Source organism: Halosimplex aquaticum (assembly GCF_028747785.1).
Lineage (GTDB): Archaea > Halobacteriota > Halobacteria > Halobacteriales > Haloarculaceae > Halosimplex > Halosimplex aquaticum.
Genome location: NZ_CP118158.1, coordinates 2,778,144 through 2,799,403, shown reverse-complemented (window position 1 = coordinate 2,799,403; position 21,260 = coordinate 2,778,144). Strand labels below are relative to the sequence as shown.

At 70.2% G+C, this 21,260-nt stretch carries 20 protein-coding genes; 10 read left to right on the top strand and 10 right to left on the bottom strand.

The window, feature by feature from the left end; all coding sequences use genetic code 11:
* Window positions 1-87: 87 nt before the first annotated feature.
* A complete protein-coding gene (glmM, locus tag PSC72_RS14115) occupies window positions 88-1,467 on the bottom strand; it encodes a phosphoglucosamine mutase (protein WP_274322059.1) in 1,380 nt (459 codons plus the stop codon).
* A gap of 152 nt (window positions 1,468-1,619) precedes the next feature.
* Between glmM and pyrE the strand changes: the two genes are divergently transcribed.
* The 5 genes from pyrE to PSC72_RS14090 all read left to right on the top strand — a co-directional run bounded on the left by pyrE (window position 1,620) and on the right by PSC72_RS14090 (window position 6,743).
* A complete protein-coding gene (gene pyrE, locus PSC72_RS14110; protein ID WP_274322058.1) occupies window positions 1,620-2,180 on the top strand; it encodes an orotate phosphoribosyltransferase in 561 nt (186 codons plus the stop codon).
* A gap of 210 nt (window positions 2,181-2,390) precedes the next feature.
* Window positions 2,391-4,382 carry a threonine--tRNA ligase gene (gene thrS, locus PSC72_RS14105; protein ID WP_274322057.1) on the top strand — a complete coding sequence of 664 codons (1,992 nt, stop codon included), beginning with the start codon at window positions 2,391-2,393 and terminating at the stop codon, window positions 4,380-4,382.
* 61 nt (window positions 4,383-4,443) lie between these two features.
* Entirely contained in the window at window positions 4,444-4,725 is a 282-nt protein-coding gene (locus PSC72_RS14100) for a hypothetical protein (RefSeq protein WP_274322056.1), read from the top strand.
* A 53-nt stretch (window positions 4,726-4,778) separates the two neighbouring features.
* Window positions 4,779-6,062 (top strand): S8 family serine peptidase, encoded by a 1,284-nt coding sequence (locus PSC72_RS14095; RefSeq protein WP_274322054.1) that lies wholly within the window; start codon window positions 4,779-4,781, stop codon window positions 6,060-6,062.
* Between the two features lie 72 nt (window positions 6,063-6,134).
* The gene (locus tag PSC72_RS14090) at window positions 6,135-6,743 is read left to right on the top strand and encodes an ArsR/SmtB family transcription factor (RefSeq protein ID WP_274322053.1); all 609 of its coding nucleotides are present in this window, start codon (window positions 6,135-6,137) and stop codon (window positions 6,741-6,743) included.
* A gap of 249 nt (window positions 6,744-6,992) precedes the next feature.
* Here PSC72_RS14090 and PSC72_RS14085 read toward each other — a convergent pair whose 3' ends face one another.
* The gene (locus PSC72_RS14085; RefSeq protein WP_274322051.1) at window positions 6,993-8,468 is read right to left on the bottom strand and encodes a DUF7827 domain-containing protein; all 1,476 of its coding nucleotides are present in this window, start codon (window positions 8,466-8,468) and stop codon (window positions 6,993-6,995) included.
* A 262-nt stretch (window positions 8,469-8,730) separates the two neighbouring features.
* Between PSC72_RS14085 and PSC72_RS14080 the strand changes: the two genes are divergently transcribed.
* Entirely contained in the window at window positions 8,731-8,979 is a 249-nt protein-coding gene (locus PSC72_RS14080; RefSeq protein WP_274322049.1) for a glutathione S-transferase N-terminal domain-containing protein, read from the top strand.
* 178 nt (window positions 8,980-9,157) lie between these two features.
* On the opposite strand, the gene PSC72_RS14075 is transcribed toward PSC72_RS14080, so the two are convergent.
* Together PSC72_RS14075 and nirK are read right to left on the bottom strand one after the other, a co-directional pair.
* On the bottom strand, window positions 9,158-10,573 hold the full coding sequence (locus PSC72_RS14075; protein WP_274322048.1) for a UDP-N-acetylglucosamine 2-epimerase: 1,416 nt from the start codon (window positions 10,571-10,573) through the stop codon (window positions 9,158-9,160).
* 486 nt (window positions 10,574-11,059) lie between these two features.
* Entirely contained in the window at window positions 11,060-12,148 is a 1,089-nt protein-coding gene (gene nirK / locus PSC72_RS14070; protein ID WP_274322047.1) for a copper-containing nitrite reductase, read from the bottom strand.
* A gap of 137 nt (window positions 12,149-12,285) precedes the next feature.
* On the opposite strand from nirK, the gene PSC72_RS14065 reads away from it, so the two are divergent.
* On the top strand, window positions 12,286-13,377 hold the full coding sequence (locus PSC72_RS14065; protein ID WP_274322046.1) for a halocyanin domain-containing protein: 1,092 nt from the start codon (window positions 12,286-12,288) through the stop codon (window positions 13,375-13,377).
* A 68-nt stretch (window positions 13,378-13,445) separates the two neighbouring features.
* Window positions 13,446-14,738 (top strand): BNR repeat-containing protein, encoded by a 1,293-nt coding sequence (locus PSC72_RS14060; protein WP_274322045.1) that lies wholly within the window; start codon window positions 13,446-13,448, stop codon window positions 14,736-14,738.
* Between the two features lie 26 nt (window positions 14,739-14,764).
* Here PSC72_RS14060 and PSC72_RS14055 read toward each other — a convergent pair whose 3' ends face one another.
* Window positions 14,765-15,733 (bottom strand): transcriptional regulator, encoded by a 969-nt coding sequence (locus tag PSC72_RS14055; protein ID WP_274322044.1) that lies wholly within the window; start codon window positions 15,731-15,733, stop codon window positions 14,765-14,767.
* 144 nt (window positions 15,734-15,877) lie between these two features.
* Between PSC72_RS14055 and PSC72_RS14050 the strand changes: the two genes are divergently transcribed.
* Entirely contained in the window at window positions 15,878-17,149 is a 1,272-nt protein-coding gene (locus PSC72_RS14050) for a tRNA(Ile)(2)-agmatinylcytidine synthase (RefSeq protein ID WP_274326181.1), read from the top strand.
* Window positions 17,150-17,216: 67 nt separating this feature from the next.
* Here PSC72_RS14050 and PSC72_RS14045 read toward each other — a convergent pair whose 3' ends face one another.
* The gene (locus PSC72_RS14045; RefSeq protein WP_274322043.1) at window positions 17,217-17,633 is read right to left on the bottom strand and encodes a VOC family protein; all 417 of its coding nucleotides are present in this window, start codon (window positions 17,631-17,633) and stop codon (window positions 17,217-17,219) included.
* A 165-nt stretch (window positions 17,634-17,798) separates the two neighbouring features.
* Between PSC72_RS14045 and PSC72_RS14040 the strand changes: the two genes are divergently transcribed.
* Entirely contained in the window at window positions 17,799-18,023 is a 225-nt protein-coding gene (locus PSC72_RS14040; protein WP_274322041.1) for a hypothetical protein, read from the top strand.
* Window positions 18,024-18,027: 4 nt separating this feature from the next.
* Here PSC72_RS14040 and PSC72_RS14035 read toward each other — a convergent pair whose 3' ends face one another.
* The 4 genes from PSC72_RS14035 to citZ form a co-directional block, all read right to left on the bottom strand.
* Complete coding sequence (locus tag PSC72_RS14035) at window positions 18,028-18,582, bottom strand: NUDIX domain-containing protein (RefSeq protein ID WP_274322040.1); 555 nt, start codon at window positions 18,580-18,582, stop codon at window positions 18,028-18,030.
* Complete coding sequence (locus PSC72_RS14030) at window positions 18,579-19,667, bottom strand: pyridoxal-phosphate dependent enzyme (RefSeq protein WP_274322039.1); 1,089 nt, start codon at window positions 19,665-19,667, stop codon at window positions 18,579-18,581. The genes PSC72_RS14035 and PSC72_RS14030 overlap by 4 nt, the downstream gene beginning before the upstream one ends.
* 85 nt (window positions 19,668-19,752) lie before the next feature.
* A complete protein-coding gene (locus PSC72_RS14025; RefSeq protein ID WP_274322038.1) occupies window positions 19,753-19,875 on the bottom strand; it encodes a hypothetical protein in 123 nt (40 codons plus the stop codon).
* Between the two features lie 118 nt (window positions 19,876-19,993).
* Entirely contained in the window at window positions 19,994-21,130 is a 1,137-nt protein-coding gene (citZ, locus tag PSC72_RS14020) for a citrate synthase (RefSeq protein ID WP_274322037.1), read from the bottom strand.
* Between the last annotated feature and the right edge of the window lie 130 nt (window positions 21,131-21,260).

Here is a 21,260-nt window from a genome sequence, read left to right as displayed (position 1 = left end):
CGTGCGTATCGCGCGGCGGGCCACCCCTCATCGAAAACGTGTCAACCGATTTTCTCCACCCGAAACGGAGGGGTTTGGGGACCGTTCTCAATCGACCCGGAGCCCGGAGAGGGCGCCGTAGAGCTGATCGGCAAGGTCCTCGGCGCGGTCGGCGGTGCGCGCCTCGGCGTAGATGCGGACGACGGGTTCCGTGCCGGAGGGGCGCGCGAGCACCCAGCCGTCGCCGTAGTCGAGGCGGTAGCCGTCGGTGGTGTCGAGGTCGGCGACGGACTCGCGGGCGGTCCGTTCGATGGCGTCGAGCATCGCCTGGCGCTGGCGCTCGCCGTCGTACTCGACGTCGCGGCGGACGTTGACGTAGTCGTCGTAGCGAGCGACCACCTCGCTGGCGGGCTCGCCCCGGTGAGCGAGCAGTTCGCAGAAGCGCGCGGCGGTGTAGGCGCCGTCGCGGGCGATCCGGTAGCTCGGGAAGAGGATGCCGCCGTTGCCCTCGCCGGCGACGGGGACGGTCTCGCCGGTGGCACGCAGGTCGCGGATGCGCGAGACGATGTAGGTGCTCCCGATGGGCGTCAGCGTCAGGTCGGCGCCGGCCTCGTCGGTCACGTCGACCAGTCGCTGGGAGGCGTTGACGGCGGAGACGACGGTGTCGCCCTCGTCGATAGCCGCGGCGGCCAGCGCGGCGAGCGCGGCGCTCCCCTCGACGTACTCGCCGCGCTCGTCGACGAAGATGGCGCGGTCGGCGTCGCCGTCGTGGGCCACGCCGAGGTCGGCGTTCGTCGAGCGGACGAACCGCTGGAGGTCGCCGAGGTTGGAGGCGACGGGTTCGGGGTCGCGGCCGGGGAAGTGGCCGTCCGGCTGTGCGTGGATCGTCTTGACCGAGCAGCCGAGGCGGCGGAAGAAGTCGGGGCTGGTGATCGAACCCGCGCCGTGGCCGGGGTCGACGGCCACGGTCAGGTCCGCGGCGGCGACGGCCTCGCGGTCGACGGCGGCGAGCAGGCCCTCGATGTAGGCTCGGCGGACGCCGTCGACGCGGCGGCTGTCGCCGGTCTCGTGCCAGGCGACGCGCTCGACGGTCTCGTCGAGCAGGCGGCGCTCGATGGCTTCGAGGCGCTCGCGGGGGAGTTCCACGCCGTCGGCGCCGACGAGTTTGATGCCGTTGTACTCCGGCGGGTTGTGCGAGGCGGTGACCATCACGCCGGGGACCCCCTCGCGCTCGGCGTAGGCCTGCAGGCCGGGCGTGGCGAGGACGCCCAGGCGGTCGACGTCAAGGCCGACGCTGGCGAGGCCGCTCGCGACCGCGTCGGCGAGCATCGCGCCGGTCGCGCGCGTGTCGCGCGCGATGGCCACACGGTCGACGTCACCGTCCCTACCCCAGACCGAACCGGCCGCCTGTGCCACGTCCGTGGCGTACTCGGGCGTGAGGTCGTCGTTGACCACCCCGCGCACGCCGCTCGACCCGAAGACCCTCATTGGGGAGTACTCAGCGGTCTGGCCGCATAGTGGTTCCGGACGCACATTGAGGGGTCTCCCCAGTGCGCGTCGCGCCCGTGGACGGTCGCTCCGCCGGCCGCCCGCAGACGGACACCGAATCGGATAAACGCCGGGGTGCCGAGGGAACGGGTATGGACAAGCAGGGACTCATCGACGCGCTCCGCGACGCCGAGGCCGTCAAGTTCGGCGAGTTCGAGCTCTCCCACGGCGGCACCTCGAACTACTACGTCGACAAGTACGTCTTCGAGACCGACCCCCACTGCCTCGAACTGATCGCCGAGGCGTTCGCCGAACGCATTGAACGTGCCGGCGGGCACGCAGGGGAGACCAAACTCGCCGGCGTCGCCCTCGGCGCCGTCCCGCTCGTCGCCGTCACCAGCGTCGAGTCGGGCAGCCCCTACGTCATCGTCCGCAAGCAGAAAAAGGAGTACGGCACCGCGAACCTCGTCGAGGGCGACCTCGCCGAGGGCGAGGAGGTCGTCGTCCTCGAAGACATCGCGACGACCGGCCAGAGCGCCGTGGACGCCGCCGAGGCGTTGCGCGAGGCGGGCGCCGTCGTGAACCGCGTCCTCGTCGTCGTCGACCGCGAGGAGGGCGCCGCCGAGAACCTCGCCGACCACGACCTGGAACTGCAGTCGCTGCTGACCGCCTCGGATCTGCTCGCCGACGCCCCCGACGACGTGGACGTCTGACCGGCCGAGACCGGGAGTGCCATTGTCTCGCAAGGGCGCCCGGCGGTCGGCGCACGTCACAACCCTTTTATCCGATTGCGCGTTAGCGGAGTCCAAGATGGCAGGTGACTGCTTTACACGCGGGCCTCGCGCCCCATAACCAGTCACCGCCACGTTCTCACGCTCGCACTCAGCCGGCAAGCGACGCGTGGCGATCCGGAGGTCGATGACATGTCACGACAGGAATCCTCAGTAACGGTCGAACTGCCCGATGGAAACACGCTCGACGTTCCGTCGGGCACCACAGTCGAGGGCGTCGCCTACGAGATCGGGCCCGGCCTCGGCGACGACACGGTCGCGGGGAAGCTCGACGGCGAACTCGTCGACAAGGCCGACCCCGTCTACGACGGCGCGACCATCGAGATCGTCACCCCCTCGGCGGACGAGTACCTGCAGGTGCTGCGCCACTCGGCGGCCCACGTCCTCGCCCAGGCCGTCCTGCGCCACTACCCCGACGCCAAGCTCGCCACCGGCCCGCCGACCGAGGAGGGCTTCTACTACGACTTCGACGGCGTCGACATCGACGAGGGCGACCTGGACGACCTGGTCGCCGAGATGGAGTCCATCGTCGAGGACGACCTCGACATCGAGCGCGAGGAGGTCCCCCTGGAGGAGGCCCGCGAGCGCGTCGCCGGCGACCCCTACAAGGAGGAGATCCTCGAAGACCTCGCCGCCGGCGACCGCGGCGCCGCCGAGGACATCGAGACCGTCTCGTTCTACAGCCAGGGTGACTTCGAGGACCTCTGTGCCGGTCCGCACGTCGCCTCGACCGGGGAGATCGGCGCGGTCGACCTGCGGGAGATCGCCGCCACCAACTGGCGCGGCGACGAGGACGAGGCGCGGCTCACCCGCGTCTACGGCACCGCCTTCGAATCGGAGTCGGACCTCGAAGACTACTGGGAGCGCAAAGAGGAGGCCGAGCGCCGGGACCACCGCCGCATCGGCCAGGAGATGGACCTGTTCTCTATCCCCGAGCACTCCCCCGGTTGCGTCCACTTCCACCCCGACGGGATGGCCATCCGCCGCGAACTGGAGGACTACATCCGCGAGAAGAACGACGAACTCGGCTACGAGGAGGTCTGGACGCCCGAACTGAACAAGACGGACCTGTGGAAGACCTCGGGCCACTACGAGCACTTCTGCGAGGAGGACGAGATGTTCCACTGGGAGCAGGCCAGCGCCCGCACCGACGACGACGAGGGCGACGAGTACGGCCTGAAGCCGATGAACTGCGCCAACCACGTCCACCTCTACCAGCGCCAGCGGCGCTCGTATCGCGAACTCCCCAAGCGTTACTCCGAGTTCGGCACCTGCTACCGCAACGAGCGCTCGGGCGAACTGTCGGGGATGCTCCGCGTGCGCGGGTTCACCCAGGACGACGGCCACGCGTTCGTCCGCCGCGACCAGATCCAGGGCGAGGTCACCCGCACGCTGGAGGTCATCGACGAGGTGCTCGACGACTTCGGCCTCGACGTGACGTTCAAACTCGAAACGCAGCCCGACGAGGCCTTCGGCGACGACGCCCTCTGGGAGCGCGCCGAGGACGACCTGCGTAGCTCGCTCGACTCCCTCGGCGAGGGCTACGAGGTCGAGGCCGGCGAGGGCGCCTTCTACGGGCCGAAGATCGCCGCCGACGCCGAGGACGCCATCGGCCGCGAGTGGACCGTCGGCACGGTCCAGCTCGACTTCGTCCAGCCCGAGCGCTTCGACCTGAACTACGTCGGCGAGGACAACGAGGAGCACACGCCGGTGATGATCCACCGCGCCCTGCTGGGCACCTTCGAGCGGTTCATGGGCGTCATGATCGAGCACTTCGCCGGCCGCTTCCCGCTGTGGCTCGCGCCCGAGCAGGTCCGCGTGCTCCCGCTCAACGAGGAGGTGCTCGGCTACGCCCACCGCCTCAAGAACGACTTCGACGACGACGGCTTCCGCGTCTCGGTCGCGGACGGCGACGACACGCTCCAGCGGAAGATCCGCCGCGCGCACGACGAGAACGTCCCGTACATGCTGATCGTCGGCCCCGACGAGGAGGAATCGGGGACCGTCTCGGTCCGGGACCGCGCCGAGCGCGAGGCGCGCGATGTCGACCCCGACGACTTCCGCGCGCACCTCCGCGACGAGCGCGAAGCGAAGCGCCTCGAACCGGACTTCCTCGACGAGTAGCGGCCGAGGCGTCGGCGCCGATCCCGACCGTTTTTGCCGCTCGCGGTGCCACTCGACCGATATGGCAGACGAAGCCCTCCAGCGGACGGTCCGTCGCTGCGCCGCGACGGTCGTGATCCCCCTCTCGGTGCTCGTGATCCAGTTCCACCGGTACATTCGGGCGACGGTCTACGAGGAGCGGCTCACCCCCGCGCTGACCCTGCTGATCCCCGGCGGGCTCCTCGTCGGTGCGATCGGGTATCTCGTCCTCTCGACGCTCCAGATCGACCGGCCGCCGTCCGACGACGGACAGTCCGGCGGCCGCGACGAGGCAGACGGCGACAGCGCCGCAGAGACCGCGTAACCACACCGGTATCGTTTTTTCGACGCCGGACCGAGTGGCGACCAGTCCCCCGCATGCCCTCCCGCACACGAGCCCTCGCGGTCGTGGCGGCCGCCCTCCTCTGTCTGACGGCCGCCATCGGCGCGCTCGCGCTGACGACGCCCGGCGCGCCGGCGGCCGCCGACCGGGCGCCTCGACCGACCGACACCGACCTCCGGAGCCTCCACGCCGCCGGCGTCGACGGCGGCAACGTCACCGTCGGCGTCGTCGGCGTCACCGGGTTCGACACCGACCACCCGACGTTCGCCGACCAGGTCGTGGACGCTCGCGCCTTCGGCGACGGGGCCACCGTGTCCAACGGCGGCCGCAACCGCCACGGCACCGCGACGGCCGCCGTGCTCTCGCGGACGGCCCCCGGCGCGGAGCTGTATCTCGCCACTTTCGACGAGACGCGGGACTTCCGGCACGCGGTGACCTGGCTCGTCACGTCGGACGTGGACGTGATCGTCGCGCCGGTGTCGTTCTACGGGACGCCCGGCGACGGGAGCGCGGCCGTCGCGCGGCTCGGGGAGTGGGCCCGCCGCCAGGGCGTCGTCTTCGTCGCGCCGACCGGCAACCTCGCCCGCGGCCACTGGCACGGCCGCTACGACGACGTGGAGAACGGCACGCTTCGCTTCGGCGAGACGACGCGCAACTACGTCGCCGGCCGCGGCAGCCGGACGCAGATCTGGCTCTCCTGGGACCGGGCCCACGCCAACGAGTCCTACACAGCCGAACTCTACCGCGCCGAGGGCAACGAGTCGCGGCTCGTCGCTCGCTCGCAGCCGTACAGAGCCGACGACGTCCCGAACGCACGGATCAACGCCCGACTGGAAGGCGGGACCTACTACGTCGCCGTCCGCGGGCCCGAGAACGCGACCGGTGCGCACCTCCGCCTCGCCTCGCCGACTCACCGCTTCCAGCGGGCGAAGCCGGAATCGAGCCTGGCCGCGCCCGCGACCGGCAGGGGCGTCGTCGGCGTCGGCGCCTACGACCCCCGAGACGGCGGTATCGAGCCGTTCAGCTCCCGGGGCCCGACGTTCGACGGCCGCCTCGGCGTCGACCTGGTCGCGCCCGCTCGACACGAAATCAGGGGGTACGACGAACCCCTCGTCGGCTCGTCGGCCGCGACGCCCTACGTCGGCGGCGTCGCCGCGCTCGTCCTCGACTCCCGCCCCGGGCTGGCGCCGGATCGAGTCGAACACCGTCTCGAACGGACGGCCGTCGACGTGGGGCCGAACGGCACCGACACCGTCGCCGGCCACGGCGTGGTCGCGCCGCGGCGAGCGGTCGGCCGGCCGACGAACGCGACCGGATAGGGGCGTTCAAAGCGCGATTTAACCTACGGACAGGGCTATAGTACCGGCGAATGGATCGGCGTGTACGGACAGATGTCGGGGCTCATCGACCGCATTCAGGACCGGACGGCCACGAGCGACGAGCAGTTGCGGGTGTTAGACGTCGAGGGCGAGGAGACCGACGACGTCCTCGACGCGCTCGCGACGGACACCCGCCGGGCCGTCTACCGCGCGCTCTTCGAACAGCCCCGCACCGCCTCGGAGATCGCCGACCGCATCGACACCTCCGTCCAGAACGTCCACTACCACGTCTCGAACCTCGAAGACGCCGGCCTCGTCGAGGCCATCGACTCGCGGTACTCCGAGAAGGGCAACGAGATGACCGTCTACGGCCCCGCGAGCGACCCGCTCGTCATCGTCGGCAACCGCGAGATGCGACCGCGCGTCCAGCGGTCGCTGACCGACGTGGTCGGCGGCATCGGCCTGCTCGGGGTCGCCGCACTCTTCGTCCAGTGGGGCGCCGAACGGATCGCGCGTCCCGCCATCGACGACGCTAGCGCCATCCCCGCCAGCCCGAACGCGACGCTGGGCGAACCCGGCTCGCTCGCCTGGGTCGTCTTCGACGTCGTCGAGCCCGGCGTCCTCTTCTTCTTCGCCTGCCTCGCCGTCGCTTCCGTCGTCGCGCTCGCGCTCGACTGGTGAGCGCCGGCCGACGCGGGAGCCCTGCGCTGACCGTACTGACGAGATAGCCGACGCTAGTCCTGCGAGTGGCGACTCGTGACGAGTGACGGGAGCCAGATCAGGCGAGAATACTATCGGCGGAGCGGCGGTAGGCGGAATTGCGATGAGCGGAACCGCGGCGGACGGAACCGCGACTGGCGGAACCGGCGGGAAACGGGGAATCGGGGAACGAAAACAGCGGGAGTGGCGTGTGACTCTCGACGGTGCGGATCAGCTGCGGACGAACCCGAGGAACATCGCGATAGCGCCGAACGCGAGCAGTCCGCCGAGCGCGAGCGCGCCGACGCCGGTGAGGAACGAGCTGGAGCCGCTGTCGTCGGCTGCCACGGTCGCGTCGCCGGGTCCGGGCGGCTCGTCGTCGGTCGCTGTCTCGTCGCCGTCACTTCCGCTGTCGCCGCTCTGTTCGCCGCCGCCGTCACCGGCTTGCACGACGATCGTGCCGACCGTCGCGGGGTTCCCGTCGGCGTCCGGCCCCGAGAACACGTCGACCGAGTAGGGCGCGGGATCGAGGACCGAATCGAGCGTCGTTTCGCTCGTGACGTTCGCCGGGCGGGTCTCGCCCGCCTCGGCGACCGCGAGCGCGGGTCGGTCGGCGTCGGCGGTCGCGTTCGTCCGGAAGAGCACGACGGCGCGGCCGTCGCCGTTCGTGTCCCGGATCGAGGCGGTCGTCTCGTAGTTGACCGCCTCCTGGTCGCCGATAGTGATCGTCAGCGCGTCGGCGTCGCCGAACGTGACCGGGATCCGGGCGACGGCGCCCTGGTCGACCCGGTTGATGTCGTGGACCCGGATCTCGTCGGTGGCGAGCGGCGTGGGCGTCGCGGTCTCGCCGTCGCTACCGCCGGAGGTCGCCGTCCCCGTCGGACAGTCGGTCTCGCAGTCGACGATCTGACCCGGGCTGGCGGCGAGGCGGCGGTCGTCGGTGCGGACGGACACGTCGATGGGCGTCCCGGACGACATGTCGCTGAAGTCGAACGTGCCTTCGAAGGTGCCGTCGTCCGCGACCGTCGTCTCTGCCGTCACGAGGAACGGCGACGACGGCGAGTCGGACACTACCCGGATCGAGATGGGCGTTCCGGCGTCGAGCGTCGTCTCGCCGGAGATCGTCTGCCCCGCCTCGGGAGCGACGCGGACTTCGCCGTCGGTCGTGTCGAGGGTCGTCCCGTCGTGCGTCGCGGTGGCACCGTCGGTCGGTGTGGCGGTGTCGGTCGGCGTCTCGTCGTCCAGATGACGGCTGCCCTCGGACAGGACCGAGAGCGTCGCGGTCGCGGCCGGGTCCCCGGGATCGCCGAGGCGGAGACCGTACGGCGCCCGGTTGAGCAGCTGGTCGACCCCGTCGACCTCGGTCCGGTTCTCGATCACGTCGTCGCCGGCGGCGGTGAGGTACGAAGCGGGCCCGGACTCGTGGGCCGCGCCGGTGTCGAATCGGACCGTTACCGTCCCGTCGCCGTCGGTGTCAGTGACCGTCCCTCGGACCTCGAAGTTCACCTCCTCGGCGTCGCCGACGGTGAACCGAGCGGTGTCGGTTCCGTTCATATCGATCGCGATTTCGGCCGTCTCGCCTTGGGCGACCTCGTACCCGTCGTCTGCGAACGAGGGGGCCGCCTCGCCGGCGGCGACGGCGCCGGCCATCGGCGCGGTGAGCAGCGCCGCGACGGCGAGCGCGGCGAGCAGCCGTCGGGCGGTCACGCGACCACCCCCGCTGGCGACGTTCGATGGTCACGCGGTTGTTCGCGGGCGGTGCGTCGGTCAGTACGGCGGTCCGGAGGGGACCGGTCAGGGCGTCTGGATGCCATGCACTCGTCGGATCGTTCGGTACACAAATACCACCCCCGTAAGCTTCAAAGTGGCTTTGAGCGCGGACCGGTCTCGGAGCGGCGGCTCCGTCGGCCGTGCGCGGCCGGTACACGCGACCGTTGGTCTCTTGCCACTCGATCCCTAACTCCCGACGATGGCAAACCTCGAACTGTACGAACTCGAAGGCTGTCCCTACTGCGCGAAGGTCACGAAGAAACTCGACGAACTCGACCTGGAGTACGAGTCGCACATGGTCCCGCGCTCGCACGACGAGCGGACCGAGGTCGAGGAAGTGAGCGGCCAGACCGGCGTCCCCGTCCTCGTCGACGAGGAGAACGACGTCGAGGGGATGCCCGAGAGCGACGACATCGTGGAGTACCTCGAAGAAGAGTACGGAAGCTAGGGCGGTCTCTGCGAGCGCGACAATCGGGAGCGCTCGCCTTTTTGGTCCAGATTTTTGGCCGAGTGGGTCGCGTAGCGACCCCGAGGCGAAAAAGGTGGGACTGACATCGTGGAGTACCTCGAAGAAGAGTACGGGAGCTAGAGCTGTCTCTGCGGGCGGTCCCTTTTTAGACAATCGCTTAGAGGTAGTCGACGGTCTCGCTGCCGACGCCGTCGAACCCCTGGCGTTCGTGCGACCACTCGAAGACGCCCTCGTCGCGGCGCTCCGCGAGGAAGTCCACGATTCGCTCGCCGACGTTCTCGCCGTACAGGTCGGGGCCGGACTGCAGGCGCTCGCGCACGTCGGATTCGAGGGCGTGGGTGACCATCTCGTGGACGAACTCGCCCGATATCGGCGGGACGAGCAGGTTGGTGTTCGCCTCGAAGACGGTCTCCGGCCGGTCGGTGTTGAACCGCGCCGTGAGACAGCAGGCCTCGTCGATGTGGTTGAGCTCCTCCTGCATGCTCCCGGAGTCGGTCAGCTCGGCGAGGCACTGTCCGGATTCGAGGAACTCGTAGACGTGGGCGTGTTTCTTCCAGAGCCCGGTGAACAGGAAGTTCTCGCGCTCGTCGGCCAGCCGCTGGAGCCGGTCGCGGTAGCCGTGGCGTTCGAGCGCGTGGCGCGTCGCGGTCAGTTCGACGAAGTTGACGTTGTGGCCGTCCTCGACGAGCGCGACGACGCCCTCGACGAGCGCCTCGAAGCGGCCGGGCAGGAGGTTCGCCCGACGGTGGATATCGACGCGGATCCAGTCGTCGCGCTCGTCGAGGACGGGGTAGACGTCGAAGACGCTCTCGCCGTCGTGGCCCTCCTTCATCTGAATCGCGTCGACGACGGAGTTGCCGACGACGGGCATGCGCTCGCGCCCGTCGACGGTCCGCGGGTAGCCCTCGGCTTCGAGGTGCTCGCGGTTGAGTTCGACCGGCGCGAAGTGATAGCGGGCGGCCGCCGACCCGACGAACGTGTCGTACTGCTCGGGGAACGGTTCCGTCCGGTCGACCGACCACTCGCCGTTCCACTGCTCCTCCACGAGGGCCTCGGGGTCGGGGTAGTCACCGCCGGCGTCGCTTCCGGCTGCGGCTCCCGCGGACGGCACGGCGTCGTAGTCCGGCGCCATCCCGCGGAGGCCCGCCTCGTTGTGGGCGACCTGCTGATTCGTGGCGAACAGCCACGCCTGCGGGAAGATGGCGGCGGCGTGGGTGTCGCCGTGGACCAGCGGCAGGACCGTCGTGTCCGGCCATTCTTCGAGGCGCTCGGCGAACTGTCGCACGGCGAGCATCGTCTGGGCGGTCTTCTCGCTCAGGTCGCCGCGGATGCCCAGGTCGACGGCGATGGAGTCCTCCAGGTCGTACTCTTCGAGGCCGTGTCCGAGCAGGTCGTCGTAGTGCTGGCCGGTGTGGATCACGAAGCAGGGCAGTCCGCGCTCGCGCGCGGCGGCGACGACCGGCGCCTGCTTGTAGAAGTCCGGTTTCGTGGCCGTGACGACCGCGAGCACGAACTCGCCGCGGTCCATCTCCGCCGCGAGTCGTTCGTCGTAGAACGTCGGGTCGGCGTCCATTGTGTCAACTGTCGAGAGGACCGGACGGGTGTTTACAGTTCCGGAGGGAGGTGGAATTCGTATCCGGGGAATCGTTTCGAATGACGGCGACAGCGCGCGATAGAAGCCCTCGACCCGCTCGCTAGCAGTCGGAGTCACCGCAGGAAACAACAGGTGGTGAAAGCCCTCGACCCGCTCGCGCGGTCTGTGCGGGATATCCTCGGTCGCTGGCGCTCCCTCGGATAGGGCCCGCGCAGACCACGCGACCAGGTCTCGCCCTTTCAGTCCGCCAGGACAGCCACGGCACAGCACCGCACCACACACCTCCCCAGCCGATTCCCTCGGTCGCTGCGCTCCCTCAGTCATCCCTCGCACGGCTCCGCCTCGCGGCCCTCGCAGTGCTCGGGCACGCTCGACAGCGCGCGCCACATCTGAAAACAGGAATTGGCGACACCGTCGAACGCCACTCACGCCGAAACCCCCACCCCGGCGGTCCGCCGACGCCGGTCAGGCGTCGGGTTCCGGGTCGAAGATTTCGGGGTTCTCCCCACCCTGGACGTCGATCACGGCGAGCGCACCCTTGCGGGCGACCCGCGAGAGCGCGTGGTCGACGAGTTTGATCGGGCCGGGGACCGGGTAGTGCATCGTCGCGACGGCGGTGCTGCCCGGCTGGACCGGCGTCGTCTGGATGTTCGGCTGGGGTCGGCCACCGAGGCCGCCCTGCGGGTACACCTCGTCCCAGACGCTCCCGATGGGGTGGAAGCTGCTGGCGAGGTTCGGGCCGCCGACGCAGTAGTACACGCGGGCGGTCTCGCCCGCCTGAGCGGTCATGTCGGCGTACTTGTCGGACGTGATTGCGTACTTCTCGCCGTTGATGAGCACGTAGGTCGGCTCCTCGCGGGCCATCGCGCCCATGTCGAAGGTGTGGTGTCCCTCCTGGCCCGTCTCGCCGTCGGTGTAGACCTCGTGTTGGCCGAGGTAGAATTCCTGATCCACCTCGGGCAGGCCATCCTCGGGCTCGACGAGGATGATGCCGAACATCCCCGAGGAGATGTGGTAGTCCATGTTCGCGACGGCGCAGTGGTAGATGAACGCGCCGGGGTAGGTGACCTTGAAGCGGACGCGCTGAGTCTCGCCGGGCGCGACCGTCGTCGCCTCGGCGCCGCCGCCGGGCCCGCGCACCGCGTGCAGGTCGACGTTGTGCGGCATCCGGTTGCCGTCGTCGCTGTGGACGGTCAGATTGACCGTGTCACCGACGCGAGCGCGGATCATCGGCCCCGGAATCTGCCCGTCGAAGGTCATGTACTCGAAGGTGACGCCGGGCTCTATCTCGGCGGTGACCTCCTCGGTGGTGAGTTCAGCCTCGACCGTGGCGGGCTCGTCGCGGTCGATGGGGGCCGGGATGTCCGTGGGGTCGGCGGCGACGCGGTCGGCGGTCGTCGCCTTGGGGGCGTCGAGCGACTGCGGGCCGCTGTCGGCCTCCGTGTAGGTGACCTTGTCCTGGGGAATCTCGCCGGCACAGCCGGCGACTGCGGCGGCGCCCGCCGCGGCGCTGGTCTTCAGGAACGTCCGACGGGTGGCCGTGGATCGGGTCATGGCTTCACCTGGATATCGGTCGAGGAGACACATATACCGGGACGCGGGTTCTCGGCCGCGAGGAACCACCGAAAGGAGTTCCCAGCATCTGGGAACGCCCGTCGCGGGTTATGTGTGTCAGGTGGCTACCTCCAGATATGAACGCCGACGACGGCATCGACGAGGGACGGCGCACCGTCATGAAGGCCCTCGCTATCGGGGCGACCGCGGGCGGGCTCGCGACGGTCGGGTCCGCGCCGGCGGCGGCGCAGTCGACCGACCTGAGCGGGTGGTTCTCGAACGTCAGCAACGTCGACGGAGTGGTCGACGAGACCGGCAAGAGCGAGGTCACGGTGAAGGTCGGCGTGCAGGCCAACAACGGCGCCTTCGGCTTCGGGCCCGTGGCGGTCCGTGTCGACCCCGGGACGAAAGTCGTCTGGAAGTGGACCGGCGAGGGCACCCCGCACAACGTCGTCGCCGAGGACGGCAGCTTCAGCTCGGACATGATCAGCGAGGCGGGCGCCACGTTTTCCCACACCTTCGAGAGCGCGGGCGTCACGAAGTACGCCTGCGTCCCGCACAAGGCGATGGGGATGAAAGGCGCGGTCATCGTCGGCGACGCCGAGGTGACCGTCCCGAGCGCGAGCGGGTCGAGCGGGTCGAGCAGCGACGGCGGGAGCGGCACCGACACCGGAGGCGACGGCACCGCTGCGGGCGGCGAGTTCGTCGAACCCGACTACGAGGGCTGGTTCGACAACGTCGGCAACTTCGACGGCACGGTCGACAAGACCGGGCAGGACGAGGTGACCATCAAGGTCGGCGCCGAGGGCAACGGCGGCCCCTTCGCCTTCAGCCCGGCGGCGGTCAGGGTCGACCCCGGCACCAAAGTCGTCTGGGAGTGGACCGGCAAGGGCGGCCAGCACAACGTCTCCGGGGAGACCCACGACTTCGAGAGCCCGATGCAGGGGTCGCAGGGCGACACCTACGCGCTGAAACTCGACGGGCAGGGCGTGGTGAAATACGCCTGTACGCCCCACCAGGCCGCCGGGATGAAAGGCGCCGTCGTCGTCGGCAACCCCGCCGGCGCGGCGTCCGGCGCCACCGGGATCGACCTGTTCCAGACCTCGCTGTGGGGGCTCGCCGGCGCCATCGTCGCCGCGCCGTTCGTCGCCAGCGAGATCGTCGCACGCCGGCGGCGCAAGGACGAGGACGACGAGCACCGCCGGCCGCCGACCCACCCCGCGGACTGACCGCGGGACGGCCGCGCCCGCTCTCGGGGGACCCGAACTATTACGTCGGCGACACAGGTAGAGCGGGCATGCGACCGCCGAGAGAACGTAGCGTCGAGACCGTGCTCGACGTCGACGAGGTGTGGGCGGGACATCCGGTCGGGTTCGACCTGCTGACGGTCGAGAACCGGCAGTTCGTCGCCTACTACGACGCCGAGCGGTGGCTGACCGTCGCCCAGCGCGATCTGGACGAGGAGGAGTGGACGCAGACGGCTCTGGACGAGCGCGTCGAGTGGGACAGCCACAATGACATCGCGATGTCCGTCGACGCCGCCGGGCACCTCCACGTCAGCGGGAACATGCACGTCGACCCGCTGGTGTACTTCCGGAGCACCGAACCGCTCGACGCAACGACGCTCGAACGCGTCGACGCCCTCGTCGGCCGCGACGAGGACGCGGTCACCTATCCGACCTTTCTCGACGGTCCCGACGGCGACCTCGTGTTCATGTACCGCGACGGCGGGAGCGGCGACGGCCGGCGCCTGCTGAACGCCTACGACCCCGAGGCGGAGACGTGGCGCCGACTACTCGACGAGCCGCTGCTGGACGGCCGCGGCGAGATGAACGCCTATCCGACCGGGCCGCTCCGCGGTCCGGACGGCGACTACCACCTCGCGTGGGTGTGGCGCGACACGCCCGACGCCGCGACGAACCACGACCTCTCGTACGCCCGGAGCCCGGACCTCGTCGACTGGGAGCGAGCGGACGGGCGAGCGCTCGACCTGCCGATCACGGTCGACGACGGCGCGGTCGTCGACCCCGTCCCCGCAGGCGACGGCCTGCTCAACAGCAACGTCGCCGTGAGCTTCGACGCGGAGGGGCGACCGGTTCTCTCGTATCACAGGCACGACGCCGACGGAAACACGCAGGTCTACGACGCGCGGTTCGACGGAGCGGCTGACGAATGGACCGTCTCGCAGGTCAGCGACTGGGACTACCGCTGGGCGTTCGGCGGTCACGGCACGCTGGACGACGAGATCCTCGTCGACCCCGTCCGCGTCGTCGACGATCGGCTCGTGCAGACGTTCTGGCACGCTGAATACGGCCCCGGTCGCTGGATTCTCGACCCCGAAACGCTCGCCGTGGAGCGGACCGACGCGCCGTGGCACGGCCTCCCCGAGGAACTCGGACAGCCGACGACCGGCGGTCACGAAGTGCAGTGGGCCGCGGACGCGGCGAAACCGCCGGACAGCGAAACGGGAGACAACAACGACGATACGCGCACGTACGCGCTACGCTGGGAGACGCTGCCGGCGAACCGGGACCGGGCGCGGGGGGGAGCTCCGGAGCCGACGACGCTGCGGCTCTACGCCTTCGAGTAGCGGAGAATCCGACGGCGAGACCGCGCTTACGCCGAACCGCCTTCCAGGTCGGCGCGCTCGCGGATGAGGTCGCGGAGTTCGTCGGCCTCCTGGAGGTTCTCCATCTCCGACTCCTCGACGATGGCGGTGCCCTCGACGGACTCGCGGGTGGCGCGCTCGACGACGTACACCGAGCGGGTCCGCGTGACCTTGCCGACCGAGGACATGATGCGGGCGCGCTTCTCGGCGGTCTTGGTGAGCTCCGAGTGGCCCGTCAGCATCTCCTCCTCGCGGCGCTCGTTCTCGCTGACGGTTTTAAATGGCGCGCGGTCCGTCGGGTGGACGTCGAAGCCGACGCGCGTGAGGACGGCGACGATGGGCTCGTCCTCGGGGTCGACCTCGGGGTCCTCCGGCGTCGGTTCGTCCTCGCGGACCTCCTCGGCGCCGTCGAGGACGTCGACGGGCGCGGTGAGCGGCTCGTCGAACAGCTCTTCGAGCTGGCTCGCGACCTCGACGGAGGCGTCCATGCCGTCCTCGTACTTGGAGACGGTCCGGCGGGAGACGCCGAGTTCGTTCGCCAGCCGCCCGAGCGACCAGTCGCGCTCCTCGCGGGCGTCCGCGAGGACGTCGCTGTCGATGTTGACGTAGAGGCCGCCCGGCGCGGCGTAGATGAGCGGCGGGACCTCCTCGACGAAGAGATCCATCGCCGTGTCGGGCGAGAGGACCGGGACGCCGTGGCGGAAGTACGTGACGCCAGGCTTGAGTTCCTCGTCCCGGGTTCGAAGCCCGATGACCATCGGCGTGGCGCCGAGGTAGGTGCCGAGGCGGCGCATCTCGGCGCCGGTGTGGCCGTCGAACGCGTCGATGTTGCCGAGGATCTTCACGAGGAGGACCTCCTCCCCGCGGCGGGCCGCGACGTCGAAGCTCTTGGGCCGGATGGCACAGCGCTCGCTCACCACGAAGCCCGCGTCCTCCAACATCGCGGTGACGTTGCCGACCAGTGCCGACCGTGACATACCCGGAGGTAAGTACGTCACCGCATATATGCATTGTGCCGCCCGTAGACTGTCCGTGCGTCCCGTTCTTTCGCGTTAACCGATAGATTGATATAGTGAAACGCAGTCGAAACCCGTTTGCCCGCGACCCGGCTACGGGCGTTCGTGACCGTCATCGGCCTCGACGATACCGATTCTCGCGAGCGCGGGATGTGCACGACCTACGTCGCCGCGACCCTCGCCGAGCGGGTCCGCGAGGCCGGTGGCCGCGTCGAGCGCCGGCTGCTGGTACGGCTGAACCCCGGCGTCGAGCACAAGACCCGCGGGAACGCCGCGCTCGCCGTCCACACGGACCTCGATCCGGCGCGCGCGCTCGACCTCGCGCGCGACCACCTCGACCTGGCCGAGACCGCCGACCCGCGAACCAATCCCGGGGTCGCCGTCGCGCCGGGGGCTCCGGACGACGTGCCCGACGACGTGGCCGAGTTCTCCCGCGCGGCCGTCCGCGACTACCACGAGGTCGACGACGCGGTCGCCCTGGCCGCCGACGCGGGCTACGAGACCGCCCACGCGGGCAACGGCCGCGGCCGTATCGGCGCCCTCGCCGCCGTCGGCGCCTGGCGCGCGTTCGACGACTGGACATACGAGTGCATCTCCTACCGCGAGCGCGACCGCTGGGGGACCGACCGCGAGGTGGACTGGGAGTCGGTCCGCTCGGCGGCCGAGCGCGCCTATCCGGACGCCTGGGACACCGTCGACCGCGGCGAGGGCTACCCGGTCTGCGTCCCGCGGACGCCCTGCCCCATCCTGCACGGGATCCGCGGCGACGACCCCGAGACCGCCCGGTCGGTGGCCGAATCGATCGAGGGCGAGCCGGTGGCGAGCCGCGCGCTGTTCGTGACCAACCAGGGGACGGACGCGCACTTGCGGCCCGTCGACGGCTTCGGGTCGGTCGCCGACGGGCGAGCCTACCGCGTCGACGGCGAAGTCGTCGAGTCGCCCGAGACGCGCGAGGGCGGACACGTGTTCTGCACCGTGCGCAGCGACGACGGCGCGGCACTCGCGGTCGCGGCCTTCGAGCCGACGAAGCGGTTTCGGGACCGCGTGCGAGCGCTGCGCGTCGGCGACCGCCTGACCGTCTGCGGCGAGGTGACCGGCGGGACGCTCAAACTGGAGAAGTTCGCCGTCCGCGAGTTGGTGGCGACGGAGCGAGTGAACCCGACGTGTCCCGAGTGCGGCCGGTCGATGGGTTCCGCCGGTGCTGGACAGGGGTATCGCTGTCGGGACTGCGGCACGAGCGCCGACGAGAAGGCCGAACGAGTGATCGACCGTGATCTGGAACCCGGCTGGTACGAGGTACCGCCCTGTGCCCGCCGCCACGTCGCGAAACCGCTCGTGCGCGGCGGCTTCGACGCGCCGACGCATCCCGAGCGGTAGCGACGTGACCTCTCGCGGCAGAACGAAATTCGCGATAGCGCCCGCGAAAGGCGCGATTAGTCGGTGCCTACGCGTCGAGCACTTCGATCAGGTTGCCGTCGGGGTCGCGGAGGAAGAGGATGGTCGTCCCCGTCCCCGTCGTCTGCGGTTCGCTGATCGTCTCCACGTCGTCGGGGAGGTCCTCGTAGAACGCCTCGACGTCGTCGACGCCGAAGCCGAGGTGTTTGGCGCCGCGGTCGTTGACGCTGTCGGCGACGGCCTCCTCGCCCTCGGGTTCGTACTCGACCAGTTCGACCCGGGTGCCGTCGCCGTCGAGGTGGGCGAACTGGCCGGTGGCGTTCTCGACGCCGACGCCGGTCGAGAAAGCTTCACCTCCGGACTCGAACTCGGCGAGGACCTCCAGGTCGAACACCTCGGTGTAGAACTCGACGGCGCGGTCCAGGTCTGCGACGGTCGTGCCGGTGTGGTGGACGCTTCCGGACATGTCCGGGTGGCCGACTGCCGGCGGGTAAACGGTGTCGGTCGGCGGCCGCGCGGGCCGGCGAGAGCGGTCGGGGCGGCGGCGAGGGAGTGCCTAATTCGCGGTTAAGCGGGCCTGAACGCGGGTAGTAGACTCGTAACAATGATCGCTGCGTTCGTCCGAGCGGACATGGCAGAGAGATCCTCGGAGACCCGCGACGGGCGCGTCGTGATCGGACCGCCGCCGCCGCCGACCGCCGCGCCCGAGGACGTCCTGCCGGCGGTCGTCAGGACCCGCACCGACGACAGCCGACGCTACATCCTCTACTCCGACGCGCCCGACCGCGACGGCGTCGCCGAGTCCCGGCTCTCCGTCGACGCCGACGTGGTCCTCGACCGCGAGCTCTGGCGGTAGCGGGTCACTCCGCCGTGAACTGTACTCTCTCGCCACGCAGTCGCTCGACCGCCGCCTCGATCCGCCGGCAGTCCACCGACCGCGTCAGGACGCCCCCGTCCCGGAGGTCGGCGAACGACCAGAAGCGCGCGTCGGTCGTCTCCGGTCCCGGCCGGACGGTGCCCGCCGTGTCCGCGCGCTCGACGGCGAACGTGATCGAGAGGTACGAACCGTCGTCGGGGTCGTCGACGTCGAGGCCGGTCCGGACCAGTTCGAGCGCGCCGGGGTCGACCGACAGCCCGGCCTCCTCTTCGAGTTCCCGCGCGGCGCCCAGCGCCGCCGGTTCGTCGACCTCCAGGATGCCGCCGGGGACGGCCCAGGCGCCGAGGTCGGGTTCGATACCACGCTCGATGAGCAGCGCCGCGTCCCCGTCGAGGACGACGACGTGCCCGCCCGGCGTCGGATTCTGGAAGACGAACTCCCGGCACTCGGGGCAGAACCGCCGGTCGCGCCCCTCGAACCCCTTCGTTTCGAGTGCGGTCCCGCAGTACGGGCAGTAGCTGGCTCGTCGCTTGGTCATCCCTTCAACCCCGTTCCCGTGAGCGCGACGACCACGTCGTCGTCAGGCGAGACAGTCCCCCGCTCCCTGAACTCGGCGAGCGCCGCCGTCGCCGTCGCGCTGGTCGACTCGACGTGGAATCCCGCCCGCGCGAGGCGGTCGTGTTCGCGCTCGGTCGCGTCGGGACCGACCGCCATCGCGCCGCCGTCCGTCTCCCGGATCGCCGCGAGGATCTGGTCCTCGCGGGCCGGGTCGCGGATCTGGATGCCGTCGGCGGCGGCGTTCGGCGCTTCCTCGGCACTGCCGCCGCCGTCGTCGACCGCGTCGGCGATGGGGGCCGCTCCGGTGGCCTGGGCGCCCAGCAGTTTCGGCACGGCGTCGGTCCACCCGGCGTCGCGCAGCGCCCGGAAGCCGCGGTAGGCGCCGAGGAGGAGGGTGCCGTGGCCAAGCGGCGTGACGACGGCGTCGGGCGCCGTCCAGTCGCGCTGGGCGGCGAGTTCGAACGCGACCGTCGCCGTCCCGCGGAAGAAGGCGGGGTTCCAGGCGTGGCTTGCGTACCAGCCCTCGCCCGCCTCGACCGCCTCGACGCAGGCATCGGTCACGTCGCCGCGCGACCCCTCGACGCGCACCACGTCCGCGCCCGTCCGCTCGATGGCCCGGAGTTTCCCCGCTTTGGCGTCCGCGGGCACGTAGATTTCGGCGTCCATGCCCGCGCGGGCCGCGTAGGTGGCGATGGCGAGACCGGCGTTGCCCGACGAATCCTCGACCAGTCGGTCGACGCCGAGCTCGGCCGCTCGCGAGACCGTCAGCGCCGCGCCGCGGTCCTTGAAGCTCCCCGTCGGGAAGACCGATTCGAGTTTGAACGCGACGCCCCACTCGGGCGCGTCGACCACCGGCGTCCACCCCTCGCCGAGCGTCACCGCCCGTTCGGTATCGAGAAACGGGTCGAACGCCCACAGCCCGCGGTCGCGGTCGAGGTGCGCGGGCGGGTCGCTCGCGTCCGGGAGCGGTCGCTCCGCGTAGTCGAGCGCGTGGCCGCACTCGCAGCGCCAGGGCGCATCGGCGTCGTCGGGATAGGTCCGTCCGCAGTCGCCGCAGGTGAGCATGGACGTGTCGTGGTGCGGTACGCCCCTGTAGGTGTTGATCCGCGAGCCGCGACGGATCCAGAAAGAGCGCGCTGGCGGCGGCGCGTTACCGCTCGTCGATATCGACGAACTCCAGGTCCTGCGGACCGGTGTAGCGGGCCCGCGGGCGGATCAGCCGGTCGTGCCACCACCTTTTTCTTCGACGGGTTTCCTCGCTCGCTTCGCTCACGGCGCTTCGCGCCGTTCGCAGCGAGGCCCTCACTCCGTTCGAGCCTCGCGCTCGCTGCGGGAACCCGCCTCGAAAAAGATGGGGCAAAAAGCGGCCGCTCACTCCGTTCGCGGCCGTACTATCGCTCGTCGATATCGACGAACTCCAGGTCGTGCGGGCCAGTGTAGCGGGCGCGCGGGCGGATCAGCCGGTTGTCTTCGACGTACTCGACGGCGTGGGCGATCCAGCCGGCCGAGCGACTCATGGCGAAGATGGGCGTGTAGATGTCGACGGGGATGCCCATCTGGTAGTACGTCGAGGCGGAGTAGAAGTCGACGTTGGGCGCGAGGCCCTTCTCCTCGGCCATGTACTCCTCGACCTTCGTGGAGTACTCGTACCACTTCGGCGTGCCGGCGGCCTCGCCGAGTTCCTGGGAGCGTTCGCCGAGGATCTTCGCGCGGGGGTCCTTGACGTTGTAGACCCGGTGACCGAACCCGGAGATGCGCCGGCCCTCGTCGAGGGCCTTCTCGACCCAGCCGATGGGGTCGCGGTCGCTCTCGTCGACCTCCTTGAGCATCTGCATGACGTCCTGGTTGGCGCCGCCGTGGAGCGGGCCTTTCAGGGTGCCGATGGCCGAGGTGACCGAGCTGTGCAGATCCGAGAGGGTCGAGGCGGTGGTGATGGCGGAGAACGTCGAGGCGTTGAGGCCGTGGTCGGCGTGGAGCACCAGCGCCATGTCGAACGTCTCGGCGAGGACGTCGTCGGGCGCCTCGCCGTTGAGCATGTAGAGGAAGTTCGCGGCGTGGCCCAGGTCCTCGCGGGGCTCGACGGGATCCTCGCCGTCGCGCATGCGAGTGAAGGCCGCGAGGATGGTCGGGATCTTGGCGACGATGCGCCGGCCCTTGCGGAGGGTGGCCGTCTCGTCCGTGGCGGGGGCGTCCGCGTCGGGGTCGTACGCGGAGAGCATCGAGACCGCCGTGCGGAGGGCGGCCATCGGGTTCTCGTCGGCCGCGGCGAGCTGGCCCACCGTGTCGAGGACGTCCTCGTCGACGGCCCGCTCGGCGACCATCGAGTCGGTGAACGAGTCGAGCTCGTCGGCGTCGGGGAGGTCGCCGTGCCAGAGGAGGTAGATGACCTCCTCGTAGCTCGCGTGTCTCGCGAGGTCCTCGATGGCGTACCCGCGATAGATGAGTCGGCCCTCGTCGCCGTCGATCTCGCTGAGATCGGACTCGGCGACGAGCACTCCCTCGAGGCCTTTCCGAAGCTCGTCAGTCATACCACCATTTTTGTTCTGGCCCGGGCAAAAGGGTTACCGTTCGTAGGTGGACGCGTACGGAATCACCGAACGCCTTTCTGGACGAACGTCTATCGGCGCCCCGCCCACCCCGCCGACGAATCGAACGTCT